This window comes from Agrobacterium larrymoorei (assembly GCF_005145045.1).
Taxonomy (GTDB): domain Bacteria; phylum Pseudomonadota; class Alphaproteobacteria; order Rhizobiales; family Rhizobiaceae; genus Agrobacterium; species Agrobacterium larrymoorei.
This window is the reverse complement of the sequence record NZ_CP039694.1, coordinates 329230-356193: the sequence shown is the minus strand read 5'-3', so window position 1 is coordinate 356193 and position 26964 is coordinate 329230. Positions and strand designations below refer to the sequence as shown.

Here is a 26964-nt window from a genome sequence, read left to right as displayed (position 1 = left end):
CTCAGAAACGGACCTGAACGATGGGTCTGCAAAGCAGCACCAAAGGCTGCGAGGTCGCTTTGAGGGAACTATGGCAAAACTTGCTTTCGACACTGGCGGTACTTTTACCGACTTCGCTCTGCTTGATGACAGTGGAGAACTCCATCTGCACAAGGTCCTGAGCACACCGAAAAACCCTGCCGAAGCTGTCGTTCAGGGCGTATCCGAGTTGCTCGAAAAGCACGCCGCAACAATTTCGATCGACAACATCCAGGTTCTGGGTGCAACGACTGTCGTGACCAATGCCGTATTGGAGCGTAAGGGCGTCGAGACAGGTTTTGTAACATCGGACGGCTTTCAGGACATGCTGCGCATCCGCAACGAGGGGCGCTACGATCTCTATGATCTCAACATCAAATATCCCGATCCGCTGGTCACCCGCTCGAACAGCTTCGGTGCTCAGGAACGCATCGCAGCCGATGGTTCGGTCATCACTGAACTGATGGAAGAAACCGTGCGCGAAATCGCCGGTCGGCTGAAGGAGAAGGGTATCAGCTCGGTCGCAGTCTGCCTGCTGCATGCCTACAAATATCCGCAGCATGAAAAGCGTGTCGCAGCCCTTCTTCGTGAAGAAAATCCCGATATTTTCGTTTCGCTTTCTTCGGAAGTCTGCCCGGAAATGCGCGAGTTCGATCGTGCATCCACCACGGTGGTAAACGCTTATACACGCCCGCAAATGGCGGGCCACGTTGCTCATCTTCAGCGCGAATTCGCGCAAAAAGGCATCGACCGTCAGGTTCTGTGGATGACATCTTCCGGCGGTCTGGTGCCGAGCCAGCGCGCTGCGGAGCTTCCGGTGCGCCTGATTGAATCGGGCCCGGCCGCAGGCGCTGTCGCCGCTGCCGAATTCGGCCGCACCGCTGGCGAAAACAGCGTGTTGTCCTTCGATATGGGCGGCACGACCGCAAAGCTCTGCCTGATCCCGGATGGCGAGCCGAATGTCGGCACGGATCTCGAGGTCGCCCATTATCAGCGGTTCCGCAAAGGCTCCGGCTTCCCGCTGAAAATTCAGTCGATCCAGATGATCGAAATCGGTGCGGGCGGCGGCTCCATTGCGGCCAGAAACCCTCTTGGTCTTCTGGATGTCGGCCCGCATTCTGCTGGCGCAATGCCGGGACCGGCGGCCTACCAGCGCGGCGGCACCGAACCAACGGTCACGGATGCGGACATTCTGCTCGGCTACATGGGGACGGAATCCTTCGTCGGCGGCTCTTTCAAGGTTTCCAAGGATGCAGCGCGCGTTGCGATGGAAAAGCTTGCGACTTCGCTCGATGTTTCGGTGGAGCGCTGCGCCTGGGGCATCCACGATCTGGTCAACGAATCCATGAGCAAGGCCGCCGCGATGCACGCGACCGATCTCGGCGTCGACCCGCGTTCGCTGCCCATGGTCGCGTTTGGTGGTGCCGGGCCGGTCCATGCCTACGGTATCGCCCGAAAGCTCGGCATTTCGCGGATCATCTGCCCGACCGGCGCCGGTGTCAGTTCCGCCATTGGACTGTTGATCGCACCCGTGGCCGTCGATCTTTCGGTCAGCCATCCGATGGCGCTGGATGCGTGGAATATCGATGCCATGAATACGCTTCTGGACGACCTTGCGGCCCAAGGTGCCGAAGTCGTTTCTGCGGCAGGCGTACCGAAGGACACCATTGCCAATCGTTACACCGTGGATATGCGGCACGTAGGGCAGGGGCATGAAATCACCATCGTCCTGCCGGATCGGACCTTGCCGAAAGAGCAGTTTCTTCAGGAATTGCGCGACGCCTTCTTCAAGCTCTATCGAGAACTGTTCGGCAGAACCGTTGCTGCGCCCCTCGAAGTCATCACCTGGCGTTTGCGCGCCAGCGGGGACAAGGATCAGGTTACGCGCCCGCACGAAACTGTTGTTGCCGACGCCAAAAAGGGTAGCCGTCAGGTCTACTTTCAGGAAGCGGGAACCTACGTCGAGACGTCCGTTTATGACCATTACAAACTGCCGGTCGGTGAGGCGGTCAAGGGGCCTGCAATCGTCGAACAGCGTGAATCAACAGCGGTCGTGGGTCCAAGCGGCGTCTTCCATGTCGATGCGCACGGCAACCTCGTGATCAACATTCTCTAAGGGGACATCCATATGTCGAAACCCGCCACCGATTTCAATGATCCGATCAATCTGCAAGTCATGTGGAACCGCTTGATCTTCATCGCGGACCAGGCCGACAACGTACTTGGCAAAACGGCTTTCTCGCCTATCGTCCGTGAGAACCATGACTACGTCACCGTCCTTCTCGATGCGAAGGGCAGAGCGCTTGCCCAGTGCACATGGTCCATCCCGGTCTTCATCACCTCGCTGCCCGCCGCTGCCCAGAAGTATTTTCTGCCGAAATTCCCGGCGGAAAAACTGGTCGAAGGCGACGTGCTTGCGACTAACGATCCGGAAATCGGTACGGGCCACCTGCCGGACGTGACGATGATCACGCCGATCTTCAAGAACGGCAAGGTCGTCGCCTATGCCGGATCGATTGCCCACCTGCCCGATATCGGTGGCGCGCCACTGCACTCCGAAGCGAGCGATATATTTGCGGAGGGAATTCGTTTCCCGATTGTGAAGCTCCTCAAGGCCGGCGTCCCCAACGAGGATGTATTCGACATCATCGAAGCTTCCGTTCGTATGCCGATTGAAGTGCGTGGCGATCTGGAATCGATGATTGCGGCAAACAACGTCATGGGCCGGGAACTGGTGAAGTTTCTCGACGAGTATGGTCTCGATGACGTCGAAGGGCTGGCGCAGGCAATTCACTCCCGTTCCGAGGCCCAGACCCGCAAGGCGATCCGCGAATGGCCGAACGGCACCTATAGTGCCGAAGTTCTCCTGGATGGGTATGACGTCGATGTCACGCTCAAGGCAGCGGTTATCGTCAAGGACGATTCCATCCATGTCGATTACACCGGCACGTCGGATCAGGTCCTGCATTCGATCAATTGCCGTACCAATTATCGTTATGCTCATTCGGTATACGCGCTAAAGTGCCTTCTTGACGCCGAAACGCCAAACAATGAGGGCTGTATCGTTCCGATTACGGATGAGGCTCCATTGGGCTGCATTCTCAATCCGCAGGAATGGACAGCGGGTAACTCCCGTAACCTCATCGGCCATGTCATTCCGTCACTCATCTTCCGGGCTCTGGAGGGGATTGTTCCACACAAGGTGCTGGGCGACAGCGGCGGGGCGCCGATCTGGGCGGCCAACTGCGTCGGGCAGCGCAACGACGGCTCCCAATATGCATCCGTGCAAAATTTTCATGGTGGGCAGGGTGCGCGATCGGAATTCGATGGTCTCGACACGCTGAGCTTCCCGTCTAACTGCAAGGTGACGGCGGTTGAGATGTTCGAGGTTGCCGTACCTGTTCTGACGGAACGTAAAGAGCTCATTGCCGATTCTGGCGGTGCGGGAAAGCATCGCGGCGGTCTTGGCCAGCGCGTCGTGCTTCGTAACCTCGGCAATAACCCGATGAACATCTATCTGGCCTCCGAACGGGTTCGTCACCCCTGCTTCGGTGTCGTCGGAGGTCAAAGCGGGACCGCCGGGAAGGTAATGAAAGAGGGCGAGCCGCATTTCCCCAAGGGCAAGGTCGTTCTGAAAACCGGCGAAAGGCTGGAAGTCGAAACGCCCGGCGGTGGTGGCTGGGGTCGAGCCAGCGAACGCTCATCTGCACTCATCGAGCAGGATCTTGCTGATAAGCTCGTTTTACCGCAGTCAGCCAAGAACATCTATGGCTATACTGGCCCGATTCCGGTCGCAGCAGAATAGGAGGCAGTCATGGGGTTGCTCAACGGAAAGATCGCGCTCGTCACCGGTGCAGGCTCAGGTATCGGTCGGGAGACGGCCCTTCTTCTCGCCAAGGAGGGGGCAACCCTTGTTCTTACCGGGCGCCGTCTCGAACCGTTGCGCGAAGTAGCGGCCTTGATCGAAAAGAAGAAAGGCAAGGCCTTTGTTCGCGCGCTCGATATTGCATCGCGCGACGAGATATTCGAAACGATCAAGTGGGTGAAGGAGGGCATCGGCTCGGTTGATACCCTCGTCAACAATGCTGGCAGCGCCAGCAAGGTTCTCAACGCCCGCTTCATCAGCGAGGAAGAGTGGAACTCGACCATCAATGTCAACCTGACGGCCGTCTTCAATCTGACGCAAGCCGTATTGCCCGACATGATAGCGAGAAATGAGGGAACCATCATTACGGTTTCGTCTCTGGCCGTCGTCAATCCCAACCTTCTCGGTGGCGTCGCTTACGGTGCGGCCAAGGCGGGCGTGAAGAATTTCATGTCTTTCCTCCACAACACCTACCGAAATCAGGGCATTCGGGCGACGACCATCTTGCCCGGCGAAACCGACACGCCGATCATGGACAACCGCGCGCGACCGCCCCTCAAGGAAGAGCGCGCGGTGATGATGGATCCTCACGAAGTTGCCCGCGCGATTGCCCTGTGTGCGAGCCTGGGCAAAAGCGCGGTCATTCCCGAACTGCATATCTGCCCGGTTCATATGCGTGACACGTCCGCCGATATCGAGACGGCACGCTGGGTCGGGGCTCCGGCCGATACGCCGGACATGCCAAGCAAGAAATAAGGGAGAGGAAAAGTCATGAATGGAGCAAAACTGCGCGCACGTCTTGCTGCGGGTGAAGCCATCAGCATGTTCACGCCGCATCATACGCATTCAGGAATTTCTGCGCGTCTGGTAGAACTGGGGGCCGATGCGGTCTTCGTGGACTGCGAGCACGGGACCTGGAGTTTTGAAGATGTGCGCGAAACCGCGCAGATCGTCAGGGGCGCGGGTGGCGCCGCCATCGTTCGTCCGCAATCGCACGAACGGCCGCTGATCATCCGTTATCTGAATGCAGGCGCGGATGGCATCATGGTGCCGATGATCGGCAACGCGCAGGAAGCGCGCGCGATCGTGGATGCCGTTCGCTACGCCATTCCCTCCGATTATGAAAAGCGGCTTGTGATCGCCATGATCGAAACCGTTGATGCAATCGATGAACTCGAAGAAATGCTGAAGGTCGAAGGCATCGATGTGTTTTTCATCGGTCCCGGCGATCTGTCACAGGACATGGGATATCCGCCGGCGCCGCCGTTCGGCGAACCGCGCCCGGATGTTGTCATGGAAAAGGTGGCGGTTGCCGTCGACAAGATCCGTGCGACGGGCAAGATTGCCGGAACGCTCGCTACGCTCGATGAGATCCCGCATTGGCGCGGCAAGGGCGTGCAGTTCTTCTACGTGCATTCGGACCCGTTCCTGCGTCGCGGTCTCGCGGCGGTGAAAAACGCGATTGCTTGAGGGCGATAGAATGGTTTCCGACCTTTTTGATCTTTCGGGCCTTCGGGCTCTAGTGACGGGCTCTTCGCAGGGAATTGGTTTTGCGCTTGCCGAAGGGCTTGCCGCGCATGGCGCCGAAGTGGTGCTGAACGGCCGCGACAAGGCCAAACTCGATACGGCCGTCAACCATTTGACCGCCGCCGGTGCAAAAGTATCTGCATCCGATTTCGACGTCACCGAAGCCGAAGCCGTGCGTAAGGGTGTCGACGAGATCGAAGCCCGCGTTGGGCCGATCGATATCCTCGTCAACAATGCCGGCATGCAGTTCCGCGCACCGCTGGAGGATTTTCCCGTCGACCGCTGGGAACAGTTGCTGAAGACCAATGTCTCCAGCGTGTTTTACGTCGGTCAGGCGGTTGCCAAGCACATGATCGGTCGCGGTCGCGGCAAGATCATCAACATCGCCTCGGTGCAGAGCGAACTCGCCCGTCCGGGCATCGCGCCCTATACGGCCACCAAGGGTGCAGTCAAAAACCTGACGCGCGGCATGTGCACCGACTGGGCCAAACATGGCCTGCAGGTGAATGCGCTCGCGCCAGGTTACTTCAAGACGCCGCTGAACCAGGCGCTGGTCGACAGCGAGGAATTCTCGTCCTGGCTGGAGAAACGCACGCCGGCTGCCCGCTGGGGCAATGTCGACGAACTGGTCGGTGCTGCGGTGTTCCTGTCCGGCAAGGCTTCCTCTTTCGTGAATGGACACACGCTTTATGTCGACGGCGGCATCACCACGTCTCTCTGAAACTGCCGGTGCCATCGGGCCGATCGTCGTGATGGGGGTCTCCGGTTGCGGCAAGACATCCGTCGGCGAAAGGCTCGCGTCCATGCTCGACTGCCGTTACATCGAAGGCGACAGCCGTCATCCGACCGCCAATGTCGAGAAGATGCGCCAGGGCATTCCGCTTGACGATGCCGACCGCTGGCCCTGGCTGGACGTGCTCGGCACTGAGCTCGGCGATGATGCGCGCACCATCATCTCCTGCTCCGCGCTGAAACGGTCCTACCGCGACCTGTTGCGGGCAAGGGCAGGGCGGCCGGTGACATTCGTGTTCCTGCAGGGAACGCGGACACTGCTAGCCTCGCGGATGGGCGCCCGCGAAGGCCATTACATGCCGCTGTCGTTGCTCGACAGCCAATTAGCCACGCTGGAACTACCGCAAAGCGAGCGGGACGTAGTGACCGTGGAAATCGACCAGCCGCTCGAACGGATCGTTCACGATGCCATCGCCCGCATCGCCGCGTTCGGTTTTGCGACCGCAACAGACAATTGATAAATTTATCATGGAGGACACTATGACCAAGCCGGAGATTCTGCTTGTCGGCCCATACCCGGAATGGGATCTGGTCGAGCTCGAGGCAAAATTTGAAGTTCGCAAGCTTTATGAGGCGACAGATCGCGACGCATTCCTGCAGCAGCATGGCGGAAACATCCGCGGCATCGCTACCCGTGGAGAGCTCGGTGCCTCGGCAGAGCTCATCGGCAGGTTGCCGAAGCTGGAAGTGGTGTCGGTGTACGGGGTCGGCTACGATGCAGTCAATCTCGAGGCCTGTCGCGCACGTGGCATTCGCGTCACCAACACGCCTGATGTGCTGACCAACGACGTCGCTGATCTCGGTGTGGCCATGATGCTCGTTCAGTCACGCGGAATGATTGGTGCGGAGCGGTGGGTAAAGGACGGAAGCTGGTCGGCGAAGGGCCTTTACCCGCTAAAGCGAAAGGTCTGGGGCCGGAAGGCAGGCGTGCTGGGCCTAGGCCGGATAGGCTTTGAGGTTACCAAGCGCCTTAGGGGCTTCGACATGGATATTGCCTATAGCGATGTGGCGGCAAAGGATTTTGCAAAGAACATCACCTTCATCGCCGATCCAGTCGAACTCGCCCGGCACTCTGACTTCCTGTTTGTTACGCTCGCCGCTTCAGCCGCCACGCGCCATATCGTTTCGAAGGAGGTCCTTGAAGCTCTTGGCCCGGAAGGCATGCTGATCAACATCTCGCGTGCTTCTAATATAGATGAGGATGCGCTGCTCGACGCGTTGGAAAGCGGCACGCTTGGATCCGCCGCGCTCGACGTGTTCGAAGGGGAGCCAAATCTCAACCCGCGCTTCTTGAAACTCGACAATGTTCTGGTGCAGCCGCATCACGCTTCGGGCACAATTGAAACCCGCAAAGCAATGGGCAAGCTGGTGCGCGACAACCTCGTGGCTCACTTCGCTGGCGATACGCTTCCAACTCCCGTCATCTGAGGATAGCCTGATGAAAGCCATCGTTATTCATGCCGCTAAGGATTTGCGGATCGAGGCAAGAGAAGTGGAGACGCTTGCTGCCGGACAAGTTGAAGTCGCCATCGAGGCGGGCGGCATCTGCGGATCCGATCTTCACTACTACAATCACGGCGGCTTTGGTACTGTGCGCGTTCGAGAACCGATGATCCTCGGCCATGAAGTGGCTGGCACGATCAAGGCTCTGGGTGAGGGGGTGTCAGGCTTTGCGATCGGTGACCGGGTAGCGGTCTCGCCGAGCCGACCCTGCAGCCGCTGCGAATATTGCCTAAAGGGCCAGCAGAATCATTGCTCGAACATGCGCTTCTATGGCTCGGCGATGCCGATGCCACATATCCAAGGGGCATTTCGTCAGCGTTTGATTGCCGAAGTTTGGCAGTGCCACAAGGTCGCGGATGGCGTCTCGATCAATGAGGCGGCGATGGCGGAACCGTTCGCCGTCACTCTGCATGGCGTCAACCGCGCCGGCCCGCTGACCGACAAGCGCGTTCTGGTGACCGGCTGCGGCCCGATCGGCGCGTTGGCCATCATTGCTGCGCGTGCCCATGGCGCCCGCGAGATCGTTGCCACCGATGTGATGGACGCCGTTCTGGCGAAGGCGCTCGAGGTTGGGGCCGACCGAGTCATCAACGTCGCCGAAAGCCCGGAAGAACTTTCGGCCTATGCGGCTGGCAAGGGGTATTTTGACGTGCAGTTCGAAGCCTCCGGCAATGAGAGGGCCGTGCGCTCGGGCCTTGAAGTGCTGCGTCCGCGTTCGACGGTGGTGCAACTTGGTCTCGGCGGTGAGGTCTCCATTCCGCAGAACATGGTCGTTGCCAAGGAAATCGAGATGAGGGGCACTTTCCGATTCCACGAGGAGTTCGGACTGGCCGTCGACTTTATCGGTAAGCGCCGCGTCGATCTCAAGCCGCTGCTGAGCGGCACGTTCCCTCTTGAGGATTCCGTACAAGCATTTGAAGCTGCGGGTGATAGAAGCAAGTCGATGAAGGTGCAACTAGCGTTTTGATGCGGCTCAAAACCAAAATAGCTGTATGACCCTTCGAGATGCGACGCTCGATGGAGGGGTTTCAATGGTCCTAGGTTCTAAGTCACTCACGAGCTCGGCTAACAACATATCGTTCCGCTCAATGTTTGAAGCGCCAACCATCGAAGCTGTTAGCCTAATTCAACGCTCTCCTGTGGGTAGATTAGTCCGATTTGCTTCCTAATCTCATCCAGTACGCCCATGATCTCGACGCTCTGGCTAACAGGCATGTGGCTCGAGTGCTCGGACGTGCGCACAAGCCGCTCCAGTTCAAGCGCCTGAAACTGCATGCCTCGACCGGGAACCCTGCCGTCGAATATTTCGATCACGTTTCCCTTGTGGTCGATGACCCGAAATGAGGTCGGCGTATACCAAGTTGCATCGATTTCGATGCGCGCCAGTGAACCGAAGATCACCGCTGTATTCGGAAGTTGCAGATCGAGCGCCGATACCGTTGTGGAAACGGATCCACCGGGGTGAGACATGATCGTTGCGATCTCTGCATCGACGCCAGTTTCCTGGAAACGGGCAGTGGCGGCAATGGAAACGGGGGCGCCAAGAATATCGTAGGCGAAAGAGATCGGGTAAATCCCGAGATCAAGCAGAGCGCCGCCTCCCAAGGCCAGCGAGTTCAGGCGGTGGTTCGGATCGGTGGGCAGGAATTGCCGATGCTCGGCGCGAAGCGAGCGCAACGTGCCGAGCGTTCCGGCGTCGATGATCTCGTGAATGCGCCGCATATGCGGCAGAAATCGCGTCCACATCCCTTCGAGCACCGTCACCCCCCGTTGCTGCGCGCTCGATACGAGCAATTCGGCTTCGGCGGCATTGATGGTGAAGGGCTTTTCGATCAGGACATGTTTGTCGGCCTCGATGGCGAGCAGGGCAGCCGACACATGCTGAGGATGCGGCGTTGCGATATAGACGATGTCGACCTCGTCGTCCGCGACCAGTTCTTCATAACTTCCATAGGCAACCGGAATCGCGAAACGCTCTGCAAAGGCGGTGGCCTTCTCAAAGGTTCGCGATCCGACGGCATGAACCGTCAGACCTGCCTCGATCAAATCCTGGGTAAAAAGTTCGGCAATCCAGCCCGTTGCCAGAACACCCCATTTCAGATTGTCATCCACCCGTCTTCTCCTTACCGTTCAGGTGATGCCGATTTCGTCTCACGCCAATCAGCGCGGCTATCATATTGTTTGCCTCGATCGTCGTTTTAAATCAGCCGGACAAGCAGGTTCAGCCGTCACGATATCAGGTCCCGCAGCGCGGAGGCGACGAGCGCGTGGTCCTCGACATCCGGAAGGCCGCTGACCGCAACTGTTCCGATCAGGGTTCCGCCGGTGAGGATCAACGGCACCGCGCCGCCGCTGGCGACATAATCGGCAGGCGGCAGTCTGAAACGCTGGTTGAAATCGTATCCGCCTTTCTCTGCGTCAAGTCGCAGCTGCAGCGAGCTGCGGTGGAAACGATGTACTGCCGCGCATTTGCGGCGTGTCCAGTCGAAATTGTCGATTGTCGCCTTTCCGGCTAATGTGGCGAACACGACATCCGCGCCATGACGAACTTCGATGGCGACCGACAGATCGTTTTCGACGGCCTTCTGGCGGATGAGGCTGCCCAATTGCCAAGCGAATGCATAGTCGAAGTTGGGTATCGTCAGTTGCGCCCGTTCTTCGGCGAGGACTTCCAGTGAATATGGTTGCCCGGTCATGCGTCTTGTCCTTTCTCCATTTTCAGCGCGGCCATGGCGTAAATTTTTTCAAGCGCGATCATGTTGTTGACGGCGTCCGACCTGCCCGTGAGCGGAGGGCGTCCGCTGTCGATTGCCTCGACAAAGGCCTGCAGTTGGTAATCATAGGTCGTGCCGCCGCCAAGGGTGAACTCCTCGAGGCGACCGTCGTAGGTCTGGCGGATCGAGTGCCCCTTGTGCGGTAGCACCGGATTGTCGATCTCGATCGTTCCGCCATCGCCAATGACGGACAGGCGCGCTTCGAACGGAGGCTTGGCAATATGGGCGACAAGTTCGGCATCGACATTACCGAAGCGCAGGCGCGCATGCATGCTTTCATCGACGCCAAGTGCGGTGAGCGTGGCTTTTGCAGACAGGACTTTCGGCTCCTCGCCGAAGAAATTCCGTAGCCAATGCAGGGGGTAACATCCAAGATCCATCATGCAGCCGCCCCCCTGGCCGGGATCGTGCCGGATGGAGGCTGGATCGAAGGGAATATCGACGTAGAACTCTGCCTTCACGCTTTTCAGTGTACCAAGCCGTCCGCTCTCCTTCAACTCGAGAAGGTGCAGGAAAACCGGGTGATACCGGTCGTGAAATGCCTCCATCAGGATTTTTCCGCTGGCGGCGGATGCCGCAAACATGGTCTCCGCCTCCGCCGATGACATGGCTATCGGCTTTTCGCACAGGACATGTTTGCCGGCTTCAAGCGCTGCAACCGACCATTGCGCGTGCCCCGCTGGCGGCAACGCGTTGTAGACCGCATCAATTTCCGGGTCAGCCAGCAGGTCGGCATAACTGCCGTAGGATTTTGGTATGCGGTGCAAGGCCGCATAATCGGCCCCTGCCTGAGCGCGCCTGGACGCCACGCCGTAGATCGTGACATCCGACCGACGGCGGGCCGGCTGAATGATCGAGCGCGGCGCGATGCCGGCTGCACCCAGAATTCCGATACGTAACATGCCTGCCTCGCGTTCAGTTGAAGAAGTCATGGTCATCGTCACCCAGATACGGGCGCGCCGCTTCCGGAATGATGTCGACACCCATGCCAGGACGATCCGGAACATCGACAAACCCGTCGCGGACGATCTGCTGCGGCAGGCCTTCGACGATGTCGTACCACCAGTCGGGATCACCGGTCGTGTATTCGAAGGCGAGGAAATTGTTCGGCAAGGTCGCCGAGACCTGGGTGAGGGCGGCAAGACCCAGCACGCCGTTCGCAGTTCCATGCGGGGCCATCATGATGCCATGTAGATCGGCGTATTCGGCGATCCACTTGAGTTCGGCGATGCCGCCGACATCGGCCGGATCGGGACCGATGACGCTGACGGCCTGGGACTCGATTAGTTCCTTGAAGTTCTGGCGCAGGTAAATTTGCTCGCCGGTGTGGATGGGCGTGGACGTGGCGCGCGTGAGTTCACGATAGACGCCGGCATTGACCCAAGGCGTGTAATCGCCCGACAGCAGATCCTCCACCCACAAGAGGTGATAGGGTTCGAGCTTGCGGGCAAGCCGGATCGCATCAGGCAACATCCAGCCGGGGCCGGCATCCAGCGCAAGTCCGATCTTGTCGCCAGTCACTTCCTTCATGGCGGCGACGCAATCGACAAAATGGTTGAGGCCTTTTTCGGTGATCGGGCCGCGATCCAGCGCACCATGGAACGGGCTGGCATTGGGCTCGCCGTAATAAAAACCGTCGACCTCGCGCTTCATGGCCGAGTGAAAGCCGATCGGCTGCTTGATCATGGTGAAGCCCTCGGGCAGTTCCATCATCCGCTTGATGTCGGCAGCAAGCGAGTGAGGGGAATGATCGGGCAGCGGAAAGCGGATGGAGCCATTATAGACGCGCACTTTATCGCGCACCTTGCCGCCGAGCAGCTTGTATACCGGCACGCCGGCCGCCTTTCCGGCCACGTCCCAGAGCGCCATCTCGATCACGGACACTGCCGATCCCCATGGCTTGAAACCGCCGCGCTGGCGGATTTTCAGCATGACGCGCTCGACATTCGTCGGGTCTTCGCCGGTCAGGGCATCGCGGAATGCCAGGATGTGTGGCTTGAGATTGCTCTTCCAGGTCTCTGCCTGCCCGAAACCGCTGATGCCCTCGTCGGTGACGATCCGCACGATGGGACTTTTGCCGATGACGGCGCATTTCAAGTCGATGATCTTCATTCTTCCTCCCTGAAGAATAAGGCAGTGGCAATATCAGGCGCGGGGCATGCTTTCGCTCATGGTGCGTGCTGCATCCATCACGGCCAGTCGTATCATGGTCATCCGATCGGCTGGTGTTCCCGCCAGAAAGGGTACGCTGATGGCGGCAACATTGATGCCGCCGGCATCGAAAACTGGGGCCGCAAATGCCAGAATACTGGGCGCGTTCTCACCCTTGTCCTGCGCCCAGCCCTGTTTGCGGATTTTCGCAAGCTCGACCTCGAGACGTTTCGGGTCGGTGATTGTCTTGCTGCTGAATGATGCCAGCGGTCGGGCCAACCAGGCCTGCAGCTTGTCGGGCGGCAGGTGTGCCAGCAGGATCTTGCTCGCCGCACCCGCGTGAATGGGCATTCGTTGCCCCGGCGCGACAGACAGTGCGTATTCCTTGCGGCCCTGAACGGCCGCGAGAACAAGAATGCCGGCGTCATCGATGATCGACAGTTTCACACCTTCACCCAGCATGTTCGCGAGCCGGTCGAGATGCGGCTGCGCCAGCGTGATGAGATCGACATCGAGGCTGCCCGGCCCGACATGGGCCGCGAGGCTCAGCAGCCTTCGACCGAGAAAATAAGCGCCCGTGGCATCCCGCCTGACCATATCGTGAAGCTGTAGCGAGTTGAGAACGCGGTAGATCGTCGTGCGGGGAACGGCCAGGCCAGCAACGATGTCGCTGATGGTCGCGCCCGGCTTTCGCTCCAGATGCACCAGTACGTCCATCATCTTGTCGATGGCGGGTACCCGGTGTTTTTGAGCGGCGTCATCGTTGAAATCGAGATCCATTCAGATTTCCTCCCGTGTCCATCGACTAACACAGAAAAATGAACTTTCAAAGTTCATAAATGAACATTTTAAATATCTTTAATTGCCAAAACACCTGTACGATTTCGTAGTGTAGGCAGGAGGCTGACATCCAAAGCATTGAAAATAAATAATTAAAACTTGGTTTTAGTAATGACCACACTGGCATTTCCCGGTGTCATCGGTGGCCATTGACATTTTGTATATTACACTCTTATGATCACAATAGAACTGCGTTAGTTCATATTTGAATTGACAGCTTGGAGGAGCGGCGGTGGAGGGGCAATGCGCGTCGGATTGAGTCTTTTTGGCAAAACGTTGAACGAGGACGGCGCGCGATATGCCGCGCAGCTCGGTGTTCATGACGTCGTTTTGCACTTCACTGACTATAGTCGCAACGGCGACAATTTCCGCTACCTCGCGGGAGAGGTTGGGCCGATCAACGGCGACTGCATCGATGCGCCGCTTTGGACCTATGACCATATGCGCGCCTGTGTCGGCATGCTGGCACGTCACCATATTAAACCTGCGGCACTTGAAAACATATCGCCGAACTTCTGGTCCGACATTCTTCTCGACGGTCCGGAAAAGGCAAGCCAGATGGCCGCGATGAAACAACTGGTGCGCGATGCCGGCCGTGCGGGCATTCCCGTCATCGGCTATAATTTCTCCATCGCCGGTGTCTGGGGCTGGCAGCGTAAGCGTGTGGCGCGAGGCGGTGCTACGACAGCGGTCTTCAATCTTGCCGAAATACCTGGCGATGATCCTGTGCCTGACGGCATGGTCGGCAATATGCGCTACCGCGCCGCCTTGTCGAACAAGGTGGCGACTGAGATTGAAGAAGAAGAATTTTGGCAGCGGCTGGAATGGTTCCTGCAGCAGCTTGTGCCGGTGGCCCAAGAAGCCAATGTCCGCCTTGCTGCGCATCCTGACGATCCGCCGGTCGAGCGGCTGCGCCGCACGCCGCGGCTTGTCAACCAGCCGCACAAATACGACCGGCTTCTCGACATCGTGCCAAACCCGGCGAACGCGCTCGAATTCTGCCTGGGGTCGCTGCAGGAGATGACAACCGGCGATATCTATGAGGCGACGCGCCATTTCGCCCGCAGGGGCGCGATTGGGTATGTCCATTTCAGAAATGTCCGAGGCAAGGTGCCGCATTACGAAGAGACCTTCGTCGATGACGGCGACATCGACATGGCGGAAATCGTCAGGGTGCTGCGGGATGAGAATTACGATGGCGTGCTCGTGCCGGACCATGTGCCGGATATGGATTGCCCGGCACCATGGCACGCAGGGAATGCCTACACGATCGGATACATGAAGGCATTGATCGCAAATGCAGATTGCCTTGGGCCGTCTCGCACGGGCCGTGCACTCGCGTGACCGATTACGACATCTGATTTTCGGGTGATCCGGAGCAAAGCGGCTGTCAGCCGCGATTTAGGGAGGAGTAGCATGTTCAGTCGGAAATTGACACTGCTTGCGGCAGCGACTGCGGGTTTGCTGGTAGGCACGACTTTGGCCAGCGCCGGGGAGGTGACCTGGTGGACGCCGAACTTCAACGAGGCTCGGGCACGCGAGCTGGTGAAGACATTCGAAGCGGCGCATCCGGATATCAAGGTCAAGCTTGAAATCACGGCGGCAGATGGCCTGGCACAGCGCATTTTGACGACGATGCAGTCGGGAGCTGCGCCTGACCTCATCGATGTGCAGCACGGCTGGGTCAACGGATATGCCCGCAATGAGCTGGTGACGAAACTTGATGACGTGATCGAGGATCGCGACGATTATGTTCCAGGCGCCCTGGCATACGGCACCTATGACAACGCGCTGTGGGCGATCCCGTATCGCATCGAAAGCCACGCGGTCATCTACAACAAAGACCATTTTCGTGAAGCCGGTCTCGATCCGGAAAAGTCGCTAGAAACCTGGCCGCAGCTTGTCGAGGCGGCCAAGAAGCTGACCCGCGAGGGCCGCTCCGGTTTTGCCATCACCGGCGGTGGAGAAGTCGGCAATACCATCTTCCGCTCTCTGCCGTTCATCTGGATGAATGGCGGATCGATCATTTCCGAAGACCAGACCAAGGCAACGGTCAACGAGCCCAAGGCCGTCGAAGCGGTCAAGTTCTATACCGACATGTATACGGAGCTGAAAGCCTCGCCGGCATCGACGCTGGAAAATGACGGAACGGCCAACCGCCGTCTGTTTATCGCTGGCACGGTTTCGATGTACCAGTCCGGGCAATTTGACGTCGTCTCGATCCGCAAGGAAAACCCCAAGATCGATGTAGGCGTCATGCCGATCCCGCATCCCGAGGGCGCACAAACCGCTTCGATCCTCGGTGGCTGGAGCCTTGTTATTCCCAAGCAGGCACGCAATCCCGAAGACGGTAAAGTGCTGTTGAAGTTCCTGGCAAAGGCTGAGAACCAGGCGATCCTGACCGATACATTTCCGGCCCGGACATCCGGCATGTCTGCCGAGCGCTTCAAAAATCCCGATCTAAACGCGTTCAAGGAAATGCTGCCGCACGGCCGCGCCCTACCTGCCAACAAGAACTGGGTGCAGATCACCCAGGCCTATTTCGATGGCATCCAGCGCATTCTCCTTGGCGACGAGGACGTGCAGACGTCGATGGACCATGCCGCCGAAGATATTCAGGCGCTGCTGGACCAGTAGTCCACCCGTCCGAACGCATGGCCATCGGATGTCTGCCCGATGGCCAGTCTCACAAGGAGATAGCCAATGGTCCGCCAATCGACGGGTCTACTCTTCGTCTTGCCAGCGCTTATCGTGCTCGCGATGCTGATCGCCTATCCGGTCGCCTATACCGGTCTGCTGAGCGTCAGCAACCAGCAGGGTGAATTCGTCGGGGTTAAAAACTTCGCGACCGTGCTGGGTGCCCGTGCAACGCCGCAGGCGTTCTGGAACACGCTCTATTTCGTGGGTGCGTCCATCATCTTCCAAGTGGCGCTTGGAACGGCCGCCGCAGTGTTGCTAAATCAGAATTTTACCGGCAGGGCGATCGTCCGGTCGATCACGGTTATTCCTTGGGTCGTTCCTGGCATCGTTGCGGCGACGACCTGGGCATGGATGTTCCACACAGAGTTCGGGATCATCAACTACATGATGACAGCGCCCGCCATCATTGACCAGCCGATCGGATGGCTGACGAACCGCGATACGGTTATGCCGGTGCTGATCGCCATCAACGTCTGGAAGATGTTTCCATTCGTCACCGTCATGGTGCTCGCCGGCCTGCAGTCGATCCCCAACGATCTTTATGAAGCCGCGCGGATCGATGGTGCAAGTTTCTGGGAGGAGGTCTGGCACATCATGCTACCGCAGGTCCGCCCGATCATCACCGCTGTCACTTTGCTTCTGGTGATCTGGGGCTTGAACTCCATCACCATTATCTACGCGATCACCCGTGGCGGGCCCGCCAACAAGACGCTCATCACGCCCATCCAGATCTTCAGGATGGCATTTGAGGCGGTGCAGTTCAACCAGGCGGCGGCGCTTTCCGTGCTGTTCTTCGCCGTCGCGATCGTGGTCGTCTTCGTCTACGTCAAATTCATTCAAGCGCCCTCGGGAGAAGCTCGATGAACGCCGCTACCCCAAAACTCAAGCGGACCGGCATGCCGGTGGCGCTGATCGCCATTGGCGCCATCCTTCTGGTCGCCGTCAGTCTGTTCCCCTTCGTCTGGATGGCGATCTCGTCGGTCAAGACGCTCGGTGAACTCTACACAGTGCCTCCGAGCTGGTTCCCGCACGCGCCGACTTGGGCGAATTATTACACCGTCATCTTTGAATCCAACATTCCCCGCTATTTCCTCAACAGCGTCATCATTTCGGTGGGGTCGACGGGGCTCGCTCTCATTCTGGCGATCTTCGCATCTTATGGATTTGCCCGCTTCAACTTCAAGGGAAAGTCTGTCCTGCAATCATTCGTGCTGGTGGGGCAACTCCTGCCGACGGCGGCGATCATCGTACCGCTGTTCATTACGCTGCGTGTTCTCGGTCTGGTCAATACCTTCTGGGGCCTCATCCTCGTCTACATGATCATCACGCTGCCATTGTCTGTCTGGATGCTGACCAGCTATTTCAAGGCCATTCCAGTCGAGCTCGAAGAGGCGGCGATCGTTGATGGCGCCTCGCGTATCGGCGTGCTTTTCCGCATTACCCTGCCGCTTTCGACGCCAGGCATTGTCGCGGTTCTCGTCTATGCCTTCGTGACCACCTGGAACGAGTTCATCTTCGCCCTGTGCTTCGCGACGGATTCCTCGGTGAAGACATTGCCGATCGGTTTGGCGGAGTTTTCCACCGAGTTCAACACGGACTGGGGCGCCGTCATGGCGGCATCGCTGGTGATGACGCTGCCGATCGCCCTTCTATTCCTCAGCATGCAGAAGCTCTTTGTCGGCGGCCTGACCGCGGGCGCGACTAAAGGATAAATCATGACTAGCAACATCATTCCTCCGATGGGTTTGGGAACCTATGGCCAGACTGGATCGGAAGGCGTGGATGCCATGCTGGCGGCCATCGAGATCGGATACCGGCACCTCGATACGGCGCAGAGCTATGGAACGGAAGTGACGGTCGGCGAGGCCGTGGCAAGGTCCGGGATCAAGCGAGCCGAATTTTTCGTGACCACCAAGGTCGCCGATACCAATCTTGCAAGCGGCGATTTCCTGCCCAGCGTGGAGCGCAGTCTGCAGACGTTGAAACTCGATCAGGTCGATCTCCTGCTGATCCATTGGCCGACCAGAGACCAGATCGTTCCGTTCGAAGACTATGTGCATGCGCTCGCGCAGGCGCGCGAACAGAAAATCGCCCGCCTGATCGGCGTGTCCAACTTTCCCATCGCCCTTTTGGAGAGGGCGGCGGAGCTTATCGGCCATGATGCCCTGGCGACGAACCAGATCGAGATCCATCCCTATTTGCAGGCGCCAAAAATCCGTAACCATGCGCGTCAGGCCGGATTGCAGCTCACCGCCTATATGCCGCTCGCCAAGGGGCGCGTGCTCGACGATCCGCTGATTGCCGCGATCGCCGAACGCCTGTCGGCAACGCCAGCGGCAGTCGTCCTGGCATTCCTCATGGCCGAAGGCCACATCATCATTCCATCGTCTGCAAACACAAAGCGGCTCAGGGACAATTATGCAGCGCTCGATCTGCGCCTGAGCGATGCCGACATGGCGCAATTGCGCGGGTTGGATCGCGGCGAGCGGATGATCAACCCGGAAAAATCTCCCGCCTGGGACGATTGAGCACGCACTTCATACACACAAGTTGGCGGTCGGCCGCGACGGCGTGGCTAACCGCAGAGGAGGACTGAATGGGTTCTGTAACAATTCGCGATGTGCGCAAATCCTACGGTGCGCTGGAAGTGCTGCACGGCGTTTCGGTCGATATCGCCGACGGAGAGTTCGTCATTCTGGTCGGGCCGTCGGGATGTGGCAAATCCACGCTGCTGCGCATGCTTGCAGGCCTTGAGGACATCACTGCCGGCGACGTGCTGATTGATGATGATCTTGTCAACGCTAAGCCGCCGAAAGAGCGTGACATCGCCATGGTGTTTCAAAGTTACGCGCTTTACCCGCACATGACGGTCGAAGCCAATATGGGCTTTTCGCTCAAACTCAGCAGGGCGCCAAAGGACGAGATCAAGAAGCGTGTGGCCAATGCTGCCCGTATTCTTGGCCTCGAACCGTATCTACAGCGTTATCCCAAGCACCTGTCGGGAGGGCAGCGGCAGCGTGTGGCGATGGGCCGGGCGATCGTGCGCGATCCAAAAGTGTTTCTGTTCGACGAGCCGCTCTCCAATCTCGATGCCAAGCTGCGTGTGCAGATGCGCTCGGAGATCAAGCAGAACCACCAGCGCCTGAAAACCACCACGGTTTACGTCACACACGACCAGATCGAGGCGATGACGATGGCAGACCGGATCGTGGTGATGAATGGTGGTTATATCGAGCAGATCGGCACGCCGCTCGAGCTTTATGATACGCCGGCTAACCTGTTCGTCGCCGGCTTCATCGGTTCGCCAGCCATGAATTTCATTGAGGGCACAATTCGCGACGGCAGGTTTGCGTCGACCGATGGCACCGTGATCGACCTTGGCGGCCGCAATGCGCCTGCAAACGGAACTGCAGTGAAGCTCGGCATTCGCCCCGAGCACCTGCATCTCGATGTGGATGGGGCGAAGGCGGAGGTCATAACGGTCGAGCCGACCGGTTCCGAAACGCTCGTCGCGCTCAAATATGCAGGTCAAGATGTCGTTGCCGCCTTCCGCGATCGTATCGCCGCGCGACCGGGTGATATCATCACCATTCGACCGGATCTGGCAAAGCTACACCTTTTCGACGCAAAGACCGGCGTTAGGCTAGAGGCGTGATATGGGCGATCCGGCTGCAGCGCTGACCCAGGATACAGTCATCCAGATATGCTTCTTAACCCATGATGTCGAAGCATCGGCTCGATGGTTTTCAGGCCTGACCGGCAAGCCCATGCCGCAGATGACCTTTGCCGCCGATCCGCAGAAGGCCTTTGCCGACTACCGCGGGCAGCCTGCTTCGGTGACGTGCCGGATCATGATGTTTCATTTCGGAAATATCGATCTCGAGTTTCTCGAACCCGGACCGGAGCCCAGCGTCTGGCGCGAACTGTTGGAGCACAAGGGGCCGGGTTGTCACCACATTGCGTTCAGGACGCGCAACATGGGGCAGCAGGGCAAAACTCTCGAGGCGCATGGCCACGCGAAAATCCAGAGCGGGGAGTTTCAGAGCGGTACGGGCCGATATGCCTATTTCGACACGATGAACGATCTTGGGGCGTTCATCGAACTTCTCGAATTTGATAACGACAAGGACGTTCCATGACCTATCTGGTTTCCTACCAACTGTATTCCTCGCGAAATTTTCCGCCCCTGCCTGACCAGTTTCCCGTCCTGAAGGCTATGGGATATGATGCCGTCGAACCATGGCTACCCGCTTACGAGGCGGACCCGCAACTGTTTCGCCGCCAGCTTGACGATGCAGGGCTGAAATGCCTCGGCTTTCACATGCCGCTGACCGGCCTAGTCAGTGAGCCGAACAAATACTTCGATATTGCCGAAACGCTGGGAAGCGACCTTCTGATTCCGCCGTATGTCAAACCAGAGGACCGCGGGAATACGCCCGATTACTGGAAGTCGCTTGGACTGGCGCTGGCTCAAGGCGCTGACGACGCCGCAACGAGGGGCCTTCGCGTGGCCTGGCACAACCACGATTTCGAATATACGCTCTTCGACGATGGCACGCGCCCGATCGATCACATCCTCGGCCAGGACAGCATCGTCAAGTTTGAGATCGATTGCGGCTGGATCACCCGGGCCGGCGGGGATGCCGCCGCAGAACTCGAAAAATTCGCCTCCCAGATCGTTGCAGTTCAGCTGAAGGATGTCGCTCCGGTGGGAACGGAAACGGAGGATGGTTGGGCCGCGACCGGTGACGGAATTATCGACTGGGCAGGGCTGCTTCCGTCCATCCGCGCGACGTCGGCGGATCATGTGGTCGTAGAGCACGACAACCCCGCTGACTGGAAACGCGTGGCGCAGCGTTCCATCGATTTCATTCGCCGCACGATCGCTTGATCGTCGTCCGCAACAACAGGAGTTTCCCCATGCTTACCGTTTCCGAGATCGCCCATGTTGCGATCATGGTATCTGACGTCGAACGAACCCTCGATTTCTACGTTAACAAGCTTGGCTTCGAAGAAGTCATGCGGCTTGATCGCGATGGCGCCCTCTGGCTTGTCTATCTGCGGGTCACCGACACGCAGTTCATCGAGATTTTCCATGGCGGCACGGGCGACCGCGCGCCTGCCTTCGAACTGATCGGGTACAATCACCTCTGCCTTTCGGTTCCTGATATCGAAAAGAGTGTGGTGGAACTCGAACAGGCCGGTATCCCGCTGTATCGGGCGAAGAAGCTCGGGCTTGATGGAAACTGGCAATGCTGGATCGAGGATCCGGACGGCCACCGTATCGAAGTCATGCAGATGATGCCGGATGGGATGCAGATGACGGCGATTGCACGACGACGGTAATCAGCCTGAGCTTCTTTTCGCGCAAGATGAGGTCCAAGGTCGATAAAAGAGCAGAGAACATATGATATCTAAGGACTAACGGCTGTATGGTTCACTCCATACGATGCCAAACCCGTTGCTGACGTCGTAACGCTGCTCTGACCGGGGCGAGCAGAACTTTCTCTTATCTTTAGTTCCCCGGGCAAAAGCGTCAGGCTCGGTGCAGGAAGTGTGCCTCGCCCCTCCATCAAGGCCACGAGCTTGTTTGCTGCTGCTTGCGCCAACAAAGTCCCGTCATTGCGCACGGAGGTGAGTGTCGTGTGGGAAAAGGCTCCAAATTCTATGTCGTCATAACCGACGATAGAAAGGTCTTCGGGTACTCGAAGACCTTTCAGCTTCGCCCAGCGCATTGCGCCTAGGGCAAACATGTCTGAGGAGGCGAATACGGCTGTCATCCCGGAATTGCGTTCCGCAAGTTCGTCCATCGCCCGAAATCCGGCCTCCATGCTGAAGCCGGCGGGTTCCACGATCCGGGCGATGTCCAAGGGCAAGCCGTGCACTTGGTGTGCATGCTGAAATCCCTTCAACTTCAGTGGTTTATCGTATAACGGGCCGAGTGCGCCGATTTTTGTGTGGCCGAGTGCTATCAGATGTGTCGTGGCGTCATAGGATGCCTGAAATTCGTCGACGCCCACGGCGTCCAGGCCGGTGTCGCGGGCGCCGACCAGCATGACGATCGGAAAATTTCGTGCCCTGAGACGGCGTAGCTGTTCGAGATTTGTGTGGTCCACGGGATAGATCAGCAGGCCGTCTATCATGTGGCGGCGGAACATCTCTATTGCCGATGTCTCCTGCTCCGGCGTCGAGGAACTGGCGAAAAGCACGCTGTAACCCCGTGCGGCCATTTCGCGTTGCAGTGCGGTTGCAACGGCTGCGGGCTGTGGGTTGGTCAGATACTCGACCAGCATGCCCACCGTATGGCTTCGCTTGGTAACCAGAGACTTTGCCGTGGCGTTGGGTATGTAGTCCAGCTCTTCCGCCGCCTTTAAAATCTTGTCCCGCGCTGCCTGCGAAATCCGCGTGCTTCCCCTCAAGGCCAGGGAAACGGTGTTCACTCCATAGCCGGTAGTAACAGCGATATCAGCCAAGGTCGGTTTGCGTGGTGCTGCCATTGGATTCTCCTCAATCCTACGTAACCCACAAAAACGGACTTGCAAAGTAGATGTAGTAGCGTTACTACATATTTATGGCGTAACCATACTATACCCCTTCAAAGGGGTCGCCAGAAAGACGGTGCGCCGCCTGAACCAAGGCGTCGTTTCGATCTTCGAACCTTGGAGGAGGAAAATAATGGATTACGTAAAAAACGCCGTTCTGGGCGGACTTTCAGCATTGCTTTTGTCAACATCCGCGTTCGCCGAGGACTTGAAGGTAGAGGTCTACACCAACTGGGTTTCAGGTGGAGAGTCCGCAGCTCTGAACGCCATTGCCAAGGCTTTCGAGGCCAAGGGCGGTAAGTGGATCGATTTTGCTGTGCCGGGCGATACCGTCGCTCCCGCAATTTCGCGCATCGTGGCAGGCGACCCGATGGGAGCCGCGAAGATGCAGTCTGCCGATCTCACCGAATTGCAGAAGGCCGGGCTTTTGGCCGATATCGATGAGGTTGCCGCCAAAAACAAATGGAAGGATCGCCTTCCTGACTTCATGTGGAACTCGATCACGCGCGATGGCCACGTCTATGGCGCACCCATCAATGCGCAATCCGAAGTCTGGCTTTGGTACAACAAGGCGGTGTTCGAGAAAGTCGGCATCAAGGAGCCGCAATCCTATGACGAGCTTTTCGCTGCGCTCGACAAGATCAAGGCGGCGGGCATCATTCCGTTTGCAGTCGGTGGTCAGGACTGGCAGTTGAACATTCTTTTCCTCAAGGTCCTCGCAGGCGTGGCTCCGGACGTGTATCTCCAGATGCAGGGCCCGGATTACGAGGCAGCCATTAAATCCGACGGTTTCAAAAACGCTGCCGCCATATTCGGTAAGCTGCGGGCCTATGATGATGCGGGCAGTCCCGGTCGGCAATGGAACGTAGCCGTCAACATGGTCGCATCAGGTCAGGCCGCCATGATGGTGATGGGCGACTGGGCCAAGGGAGAGTTCACGGCTGCCGGGCAGACCGCAGGCAAGGAATATGGCTGCATGCTGGGCCCGCAGAATGACGCCATCATCCTGACCGGCGACATGTTCATTTTCCCCAAGATCGATTCTCAGCGTCCCGGACAGCTGCTTCTGGCCGAAACGATGCTTGAGCCTGAAATTCAGGTGCCATTCAATATTGCCAAGGGCTCGATGCCTTCCGTGCTGGATACCGATGTCAGCCAGATGGACGAATGCACGCAGAAGGCGATGAAGGTGTTGCAGGACCCGGCCAAGCGTTTGCCCGGCCTGTCTTACGTCATGACGCCGGACCGCAGGGCTGCGATCATGGATGCCGTCGCGAAATACTGGAGCAATGGGTCCTCCGCCCCAGATGTTCTCGTCGACTCGATGCTGAAGGCCTTCAACTCCACGGAGTAGGCCGGGACGTAACGCCCTTCAGAAGGGTTCGTCAGCGTTTTTCGAAGGACATCCCATGACTAGACCCAGGTTTCGCACCCTGCCGGCCATGATTGCCATGACGCCTACGATTTTCTTTGTCGTGGTGGTGATCGGTTTCGGCCTCCTCTGGACGCTCTGGACCTCGTACACTTCGTCCAAACTCCTGCCTAACAATGACTTCATCGGGCTTGCGCAGTATTCGAGGCTTTTTGCCTCGGATAACTGGCAGGTGGCCTGTATAAATGTCGCGATTTTTGGCGGGCTCTTTATCGGCGGCTGCCTTGCTCTGGGCTATGGTCTTGCCGTGGCTCTGGATCAGAGCATTCGCTTTGAGGACACGTTCCGCACCATCTTCCTCATGTCGGCCTCGCTCTCCTTCGTCGTCACCGGCATCGTGTGGCAATGGCTCTTCGATCCGACGTTCGGCATTCAGGCCGCAGTTCGTGACTGGGGCTGGACCGACTTCCGCTTCGACTGGCTGACGCGCGAAAGTACGGCGATCTACGCGCTGGTCGGCGCTGGCGTCTGGCAGGCCACGGGGCTTGGCATGGTCATCATGCTCGCCGGACTGCGCGGCATCGATCAGGACATCTGGAATGCCACCCGTGTGGATGGTGTGCCGGCATGGCGCGTCTACATTCACGTCATTCCCGCCATGATCCGGCCGATGGTTGCCACGGCAGCCGTTCTCCTCTCGCTGACCGCCATCAAAATCTACGATCTGGTGGTGGTGATGACGGGCGGCGGGCCGGGAATATCAACCGAAGTGCCAGCCAAATACGTCATGGACATGCTGTTCCAGCGCAACAATCTCGGGCAGGCCACCGCTGCGGCCACCATCATGCTGCTGGCGATTTGCGTTCTCGTGGGTCTGCCATGGCTGCTGCTGCGCCGAAAGGAGGCTGCGAAATGATCCCCGACGGTCCAAAACCACACCGCCTCTCTCTTTCCCGCATCGCCGTTTATGTCTTTCTCTGCCTCTCGGCGCTGTTCTTCCTGCTTCCGGTTTATGTGATGGTCGTAACCTCGCTAAAGCCGATGGCGGAAATCCGCGATGGCAATCTTTTCGCCTTGCCGCACGCCCCCAGTCTGGCCGCCTGGGCCAAGGCGTGGGGCACGGCCTGCACCGGTCGCGTTTGCGAGGGGATAAGCCCCGGCATGCTGAACTCGTTCAAGATCGCCATTCCCGGAACCCTGTTCCCGGTCATTCTGGGTGCTCTCAACGGCTATGCCTTGTCTTTCTGGCGCTTCCGTGGGGCCAACTGGGTGTTTACCGCGCTTCTGGTCTCGACCTTCATTCCAATCCAGGTCTTCATTTTCCCGCTGGTGCGGATGATGACGGCGACGGGACTGTTCGGCTCGCTACCGGGGATCATCCTGATCCACACCGGTTTCACCCTGCCGCTGACGACGCTTCTGTTTCGCAACTTCTATGCTGCGGTTCCTGAGGAAATGTTCAGTGCCGCCCGCGTGGATGGCGGTGGCTTCTGGTCGATCTTCACCTTCGTTCTGGTGCCGATTTCCACCCCGATCGTCATCGTCGCCGTCATCCTGCAATTCACTGGCGCCTGGAATGACTATCTGTTCGGCCTGATTTTTGCCGGTCGGGAGAACCAGCCGATGACCGTGCTTTTGACCTCCATCGTCACCAGCCAGTACGGCGAGAAGGAATACAACGTGAATATGGCCGCGACATTGCTGTCCGCCGCCGTGCCACTGGCCGTCTACTTCATATCTGGCCGCTGGTTCGTGCGTGGCATCTCAGACGGCGCGCTGAAAGGATAAATCATGAAAAACAAGGCAAAAGGCGTCTCCGTTCGCAATGTGCAAGTGGCTTATGGGGCCTTGCAGGTCATCCGTGAGATGAACCTTGAAATCGAACCGGGTGAATTCATCGTGCTTCTGGGTGCATCGGGTTGCGGCAAGTCCACGCTTCTTTCCGTCATCGCGGGTCTGCGGGATGTAACGGCTGGGCAAATCTGGATCGGTGACCAGAATGTCACCTGGGCCGAGCCCAAGGACCGCGATATCGGCATGGTCTTTCAGAGTTATGCGCTTTATCCGCAGATGACGGTACGCGGCAACCTTTCCTTTGGATTGAGGATGGCGGGTGCGGACAAGGCCGTGATCGAAAAGCGCGTCACGGAGGCGGCGGAAATCCTTCAGCTCAGCAAGCTTCTGGAGCGCAAGCCGAAACAGCTTTCGGGCGGGCAAAGGCAGCGCGTCGCCATTGGCCGCGCCCTTGTGCGGCAGGCTGGCGTGTTTCTGTTCGACGAACCGCTGTCCAACCTCGATGCCAAGCTGCGCACGGAATTGCGGGCAGAGTTGAAGCGGCTGCACCGGGAGCTTGGGACGACGATGATTTTCGTCACCCATGACCAGATCGAGGCGCTGACGCTTGCAGACCGCATCGCGGTCATGGAGGGTGGGGTCATTCGCCAGATCGGCACGCCGAAAGAGATTTACCGCACGCCTGCCAACCGTTTCGTGGCGGGTTTCATCGGTGCGCCGGGGATGAACTTTTTCGATGGCGAACTGGTGCTTGCGCCGGAGCCCCGTTTCATCGGTAACGGTTTCGAACTGCCCCTGAACGGCTATGCCTTCACCGAGGCCCGGCCCGGTCGCGTCACTCTGGGCCTGCGCCCGGAACATGTGGGCATTCGGCCGTCTGGTGCGCATGCGCAGTTCAACACCCCTTTGACCTCGGTGGAACCCATGGGCGCAGAGACCTTGCTGTGGGGCCGTTTGGGCAACGAAGCCCTGTCGATCCGGGTGGATAGCCTGACCGGGCTGGACGAAGCTTCGTCCCTGACCTTTGATATAGATCCGGCTCTGGTTTCCCTTTTCGACGCCGATAGTGGCCAGCGCCTCTAACCT

General features: G+C 58.4%; 27 protein-coding genes. 21 read left to right on the top strand and 6 right to left on the bottom strand.

What is annotated here, in order from left to right; genetic code table 11:
* The first annotated feature begins 70 nt into the window (after positions 1-70).
* The 8 genes from CFBP5473_RS24700 to CFBP5473_RS24665 are packed head-to-tail and all read left to right on the top strand — an operon-like array spanning position 71 to position 8672.
* Positions 71-2134 carry a hydantoinase/oxoprolinase family protein gene (locus CFBP5473_RS24700; protein ID WP_027676432.1) on the top strand — a complete coding sequence of 688 codons (2064 nt, stop codon included), beginning with the start codon at positions 71-73 and terminating at the stop codon, positions 2132-2134.
* 12 nt (positions 2135-2146) lie between these two features.
* The gene (locus CFBP5473_RS24695; protein ID WP_027676431.1) at positions 2147-3823 is read left to right on the top strand and encodes a hydantoinase B/oxoprolinase family protein; all 1677 of its coding nucleotides are present in this window, start codon (positions 2147-2149) and stop codon (positions 3821-3823) included.
* Positions 3824-3832: 9 nt separating this feature from the next.
* Positions 3833-4639 carry an SDR family oxidoreductase gene (locus CFBP5473_RS24690; protein ID WP_027676430.1) on the top strand — a complete coding sequence of 269 codons (807 nt, stop codon included), beginning with the start codon at positions 3833-3835 and terminating at the stop codon, positions 4637-4639.
* Positions 4640-4654: 15 nt separating this feature from the next.
* On the top strand, positions 4655-5353 hold the full coding sequence (locus tag CFBP5473_RS24685; protein ID WP_027676429.1) for an HpcH/HpaI aldolase family protein: 699 nt from the start codon (positions 4655-4657) through the stop codon (positions 5351-5353).
* A gap of 10 nt (positions 5354-5363) precedes the next feature.
* Complete coding sequence (locus CFBP5473_RS24680) at positions 5364-6131, top strand: SDR family oxidoreductase (protein ID WP_027676428.1); 768 nt, start codon at positions 5364-5366, stop codon at positions 6129-6131.
* On the top strand, positions 6100-6660 hold the full coding sequence (locus tag CFBP5473_RS24675; RefSeq protein ID WP_136954456.1) for a gluconokinase: 561 nt from the start codon (positions 6100-6102) through the stop codon (positions 6658-6660). Before CFBP5473_RS24680 ends, CFBP5473_RS24675 begins: the two co-directional genes overlap by 32 nt.
* A gap of 22 nt (positions 6661-6682) precedes the next feature.
* Positions 6683-7630, top strand: a complete 948-nt coding sequence (locus CFBP5473_RS24670) for a 2-hydroxyacid dehydrogenase (protein ID WP_136954424.1) — start codon at positions 6683-6685, stop codon at positions 7628-7630.
* Positions 7631-7640: 10 nt separating this feature from the next.
* On the top strand, positions 7641-8672 hold the full coding sequence (locus tag CFBP5473_RS24665) for an L-idonate 5-dehydrogenase (RefSeq protein ID WP_027676675.1): 1032 nt from the start codon (positions 7641-7643) through the stop codon (positions 8670-8672).
* Between the two features lie 149 nt (positions 8673-8821).
* On the opposite strand, the gene CFBP5473_RS24660 is transcribed toward CFBP5473_RS24665, so the two are convergent.
* The 5 genes from CFBP5473_RS24660 to CFBP5473_RS24640 form a co-directional block, all read right to left on the bottom strand.
* Positions 8822-9817 (bottom strand): Gfo/Idh/MocA family protein, encoded by a 996-nt coding sequence (locus CFBP5473_RS24660; RefSeq protein ID WP_027676674.1) that lies wholly within the window; start codon positions 9815-9817, stop codon positions 8822-8824.
* Between the two features lie 116 nt (positions 9818-9933).
* Positions 9934-10401: a heme-degrading domain-containing protein gene (locus CFBP5473_RS24655; protein ID WP_027676673.1), complete on the bottom strand. Its 468-nt coding sequence runs from the start codon at positions 10399-10401 to the stop codon at positions 9934-9936.
* Positions 10398-11411 (bottom strand): Gfo/Idh/MocA family protein, encoded by a 1014-nt coding sequence (locus tag CFBP5473_RS24650; RefSeq protein WP_210163867.1) that lies wholly within the window; start codon positions 11409-11411, stop codon positions 10398-10400. The genes CFBP5473_RS24655 and CFBP5473_RS24650 overlap by 4 nt, the downstream gene beginning before the upstream one ends.
* Entirely contained in the window at positions 11395-12591 is a 1197-nt protein-coding gene (locus CFBP5473_RS24645) for a mandelate racemase/muconate lactonizing enzyme family protein (RefSeq protein ID WP_027676671.1), read from the bottom strand. The genes CFBP5473_RS24650 and CFBP5473_RS24645 overlap by 17 nt, the downstream gene beginning before the upstream one ends.
* A 33-nt stretch (positions 12592-12624) precedes the next feature.
* Entirely contained in the window at positions 12625-13410 is a 786-nt protein-coding gene (locus CFBP5473_RS24640) for an IclR family transcriptional regulator (RefSeq protein WP_027676670.1), read from the bottom strand.
* 303 nt (positions 13411-13713) lie between these two features.
* Here CFBP5473_RS24640 and CFBP5473_RS24635 point away from each other — a divergent pair, with 303 nt between their 5' ends.
* The 9 genes from CFBP5473_RS24635 to CFBP5473_RS24595 all read left to right on the top strand — a co-directional run bounded on the left by CFBP5473_RS24635 (position 13714) and on the right by CFBP5473_RS24595 (position 21516).
* Positions 13714-14814 carry a mannonate dehydratase gene (locus CFBP5473_RS24635; protein ID WP_027676669.1) on the top strand — a complete coding sequence of 367 codons (1101 nt, stop codon included), beginning with the start codon at positions 13714-13716 and terminating at the stop codon, positions 14812-14814.
* Positions 14815-14886: 72 nt separating this feature from the next.
* Entirely contained in the window at positions 14887-16107 is a 1221-nt protein-coding gene (locus tag CFBP5473_RS24630) for an ABC transporter substrate-binding protein (protein WP_027676668.1), read from the top strand.
* A 66-nt stretch (positions 16108-16173) separates the two neighbouring features.
* Positions 16174-17034: a carbohydrate ABC transporter permease gene (locus tag CFBP5473_RS24625; RefSeq protein WP_027676667.1), complete on the top strand. Its 861-nt coding sequence runs from the start codon at positions 16174-16176 to the stop codon at positions 17032-17034.
* Complete coding sequence (locus tag CFBP5473_RS24620) at positions 17031-17882, top strand: carbohydrate ABC transporter permease (protein WP_051441384.1); 852 nt, start codon at positions 17031-17033, stop codon at positions 17880-17882. The genes CFBP5473_RS24625 and CFBP5473_RS24620 overlap by 4 nt, the downstream gene beginning before the upstream one ends.
* A 3-nt stretch (positions 17883-17885) precedes the next feature.
* Positions 17886-18698, top strand: coding sequence for an aldo/keto reductase (locus CFBP5473_RS24615; protein WP_027676665.1), 813 nt, complete (start codon positions 17886-17888; stop codon positions 18696-18698).
* 68 nt (positions 18699-18766) lie between these two features.
* Entirely contained in the window at positions 18767-19825 is a 1059-nt protein-coding gene (locus CFBP5473_RS24610) for an ABC transporter ATP-binding protein (RefSeq protein ID WP_027676664.1), read from the top strand.
* A 1-nt stretch (position 19826) separates the two neighbouring features.
* Entirely contained in the window at positions 19827-20309 is a 483-nt protein-coding gene (locus CFBP5473_RS24605) for a VOC family protein (protein WP_027676663.1), read from the top strand.
* A complete protein-coding gene (locus CFBP5473_RS24600) occupies positions 20306-21061 on the top strand; it encodes a sugar phosphate isomerase/epimerase family protein (protein ID WP_027676662.1) in 756 nt (251 codons plus the stop codon). The genes CFBP5473_RS24605 and CFBP5473_RS24600 overlap by 4 nt, the downstream gene beginning before the upstream one ends.
* Positions 21062-21090: 29 nt before the next feature.
* Entirely contained in the window at positions 21091-21516 is a 426-nt protein-coding gene (locus CFBP5473_RS24595) for a VOC family protein (RefSeq protein ID WP_027676661.1), read from the top strand.
* 68 nt (positions 21517-21584) lie between these two features.
* On the opposite strand, the gene CFBP5473_RS24590 is transcribed toward CFBP5473_RS24595, so the two are convergent.
* Complete coding sequence (locus CFBP5473_RS24590; RefSeq protein ID WP_084631799.1) at positions 21585-22667, bottom strand: LacI family DNA-binding transcriptional regulator; 1083 nt, start codon at positions 22665-22667, stop codon at positions 21585-21587.
* A 178-nt stretch (positions 22668-22845) separates the two neighbouring features.
* On the opposite strand from CFBP5473_RS24590, the gene CFBP5473_RS24585 reads away from it, so the two are divergent.
* Genes CFBP5473_RS24585 through CFBP5473_RS24570 form a run of 4 tightly spaced genes read left to right on the top strand, consistent with a single transcriptional unit; the run spans position 22846 to position 26961 of the window.
* The gene (locus CFBP5473_RS24585; protein WP_027676660.1) at positions 22846-24066 is read left to right on the top strand and encodes an ABC transporter substrate-binding protein; all 1221 of its coding nucleotides are present in this window, start codon (positions 22846-22848) and stop codon (positions 24064-24066) included.
* 55 nt (positions 24067-24121) lie between these two features.
* Positions 24122-25000, top strand: coding sequence for a carbohydrate ABC transporter permease (locus tag CFBP5473_RS24580; RefSeq protein WP_037171537.1), 879 nt, complete (start codon positions 24122-24124; stop codon positions 24998-25000).
* Complete coding sequence (locus CFBP5473_RS24575) at positions 24997-25872, top strand: carbohydrate ABC transporter permease (protein WP_027676658.1); 876 nt, start codon at positions 24997-24999, stop codon at positions 25870-25872. The genes CFBP5473_RS24580 and CFBP5473_RS24575 overlap by 4 nt, the downstream gene beginning before the upstream one ends.
* A gap of 3 nt (positions 25873-25875) precedes the next feature.
* A complete protein-coding gene (locus tag CFBP5473_RS24570; RefSeq protein WP_027676657.1) occupies positions 25876-26961 on the top strand; it encodes an ABC transporter ATP-binding protein in 1086 nt (361 codons plus the stop codon).
* Positions 26962-26964: the final 3 nt, after the last annotated feature.

Bases quoted from the DNA above. Each gene is read 5' to 3' on its own strand.
- CFBP5473_RS24665 (WP_027676675.1), top strand. From the start codon at position 7,641: ATGAAAGCCATCGTTATTCATGCCGCTAAGGATTTGCGGATCGAGGCA.
- CFBP5473_RS24625 (WP_027676667.1), top strand. From the start codon at position 16,174: ATGGTCCGCCAATCGACGGGTCTACTCTTCGTCTTGCCAGCGCTTATC.
- CFBP5473_RS24695 (WP_027676431.1), top strand. From the start codon at position 2,147: ATGTCGAAACCCGCCACCGATTTCAATGATCCGATCAATCTGCAAGTC.
- CFBP5473_RS24680 (WP_027676428.1), top strand. From the start codon at position 5,364: ATGGTTTCCGACCTTTTTGATCTTTCGGGCCTTCGGGCTCTAGTGACG.
- CFBP5473_RS24700 (WP_027676432.1), top strand. From the start codon at position 71: ATGGCAAAACTTGCTTTCGACACTGGCGGTACTTTTACCGACTTCGCT.
- CFBP5473_RS24630 (WP_027676668.1), top strand. From the start codon at position 14,887: ATGTTCAGTCGGAAATTGACACTGCTTGCGGCAGCGACTGCGGGTTTG.
- CFBP5473_RS24685 (WP_027676429.1), top strand. From the start codon at position 4,655: ATGAATGGAGCAAAACTGCGCGCACGTCTTGCTGCGGGTGAAGCCATC.
- CFBP5473_RS24595 (WP_027676661.1), top strand. From the start codon at position 21,091: ATGCTTACCGTTTCCGAGATCGCCCATGTTGCGATCATGGTATCTGAC.
- CFBP5473_RS24575 (WP_027676658.1), top strand. From the start codon at position 24,997: ATGATCCCCGACGGTCCAAAACCACACCGCCTCTCTCTTTCCCGCATC.
- CFBP5473_RS24670 (WP_136954424.1), top strand. From the start codon at position 6,683: ATGACCAAGCCGGAGATTCTGCTTGTCGGCCCATACCCGGAATGGGAT.
- CFBP5473_RS24690 (WP_027676430.1), top strand. From the start codon at position 3,833: ATGGGGTTGCTCAACGGAAAGATCGCGCTCGTCACCGGTGCAGGCTCA.
- CFBP5473_RS24605 (WP_027676663.1), top strand. From the start codon at position 19,827: ATGGGCGATCCGGCTGCAGCGCTGACCCAGGATACAGTCATCCAGATA.
- CFBP5473_RS24635 (WP_027676669.1), top strand. From the start codon at position 13,714: ATGCGCGTCGGATTGAGTCTTTTTGGCAAAACGTTGAACGAGGACGGC.
- CFBP5473_RS24585 (WP_027676660.1), top strand. From the start codon at position 22,846: ATGGATTACGTAAAAAACGCCGTTCTGGGCGGACTTTCAGCATTGCTT.
- CFBP5473_RS24675 (WP_136954456.1), top strand. From the start codon at position 6,100: ATGTCGACGGCGGCATCACCACGTCTCTCTGAAACTGCCGGTGCCATC.
- CFBP5473_RS24640 (WP_027676670.1), bottom strand. From the start codon at position 13,410: ATGGATCTCGATTTCAACGATGACGCCGCTCAAAAACACCGGGTACCC.
- CFBP5473_RS24645 (WP_027676671.1), bottom strand. From the start codon at position 12,591: ATGAAGATCATCGACTTGAAATGCGCCGTCATCGGCAAAAGTCCCATC.
- CFBP5473_RS24590 (WP_084631799.1), bottom strand. From the start codon at position 22,667: ATGGCAGCACCACGCAAACCGACCTTGGCTGATATCGCTGTTACTACC.
- CFBP5473_RS24615 (WP_027676665.1), top strand. From the start codon at position 17,886: ATGACTAGCAACATCATTCCTCCGATGGGTTTGGGAACCTATGGCCAG.
- CFBP5473_RS24650 (WP_210163867.1), bottom strand. From the start codon at position 11,411: ATGACTTCTTCAACTGAACGCGAGGCAGGCATGTTACGTATCGGAATT.
- CFBP5473_RS24620 (WP_051441384.1), top strand. From the start codon at position 17,031: ATGAACGCCGCTACCCCAAAACTCAAGCGGACCGGCATGCCGGTGGCG.
- CFBP5473_RS24600 (WP_027676662.1), top strand. From the start codon at position 20,306: ATGACCTATCTGGTTTCCTACCAACTGTATTCCTCGCGAAATTTTCCG.
- CFBP5473_RS24570 (WP_027676657.1), top strand. From the start codon at position 25,876: ATGAAAAACAAGGCAAAAGGCGTCTCCGTTCGCAATGTGCAAGTGGCT.
- CFBP5473_RS24580 (WP_037171537.1), top strand. From the start codon at position 24,122: ATGACTAGACCCAGGTTTCGCACCCTGCCGGCCATGATTGCCATGACG.
- CFBP5473_RS24610 (WP_027676664.1), top strand. From the start codon at position 18,767: ATGGGTTCTGTAACAATTCGCGATGTGCGCAAATCCTACGGTGCGCTG.
- CFBP5473_RS24655 (WP_027676673.1), bottom strand. From the start codon at position 10,401: ATGACCGGGCAACCATATTCACTGGAAGTCCTCGCCGAAGAACGGGCG.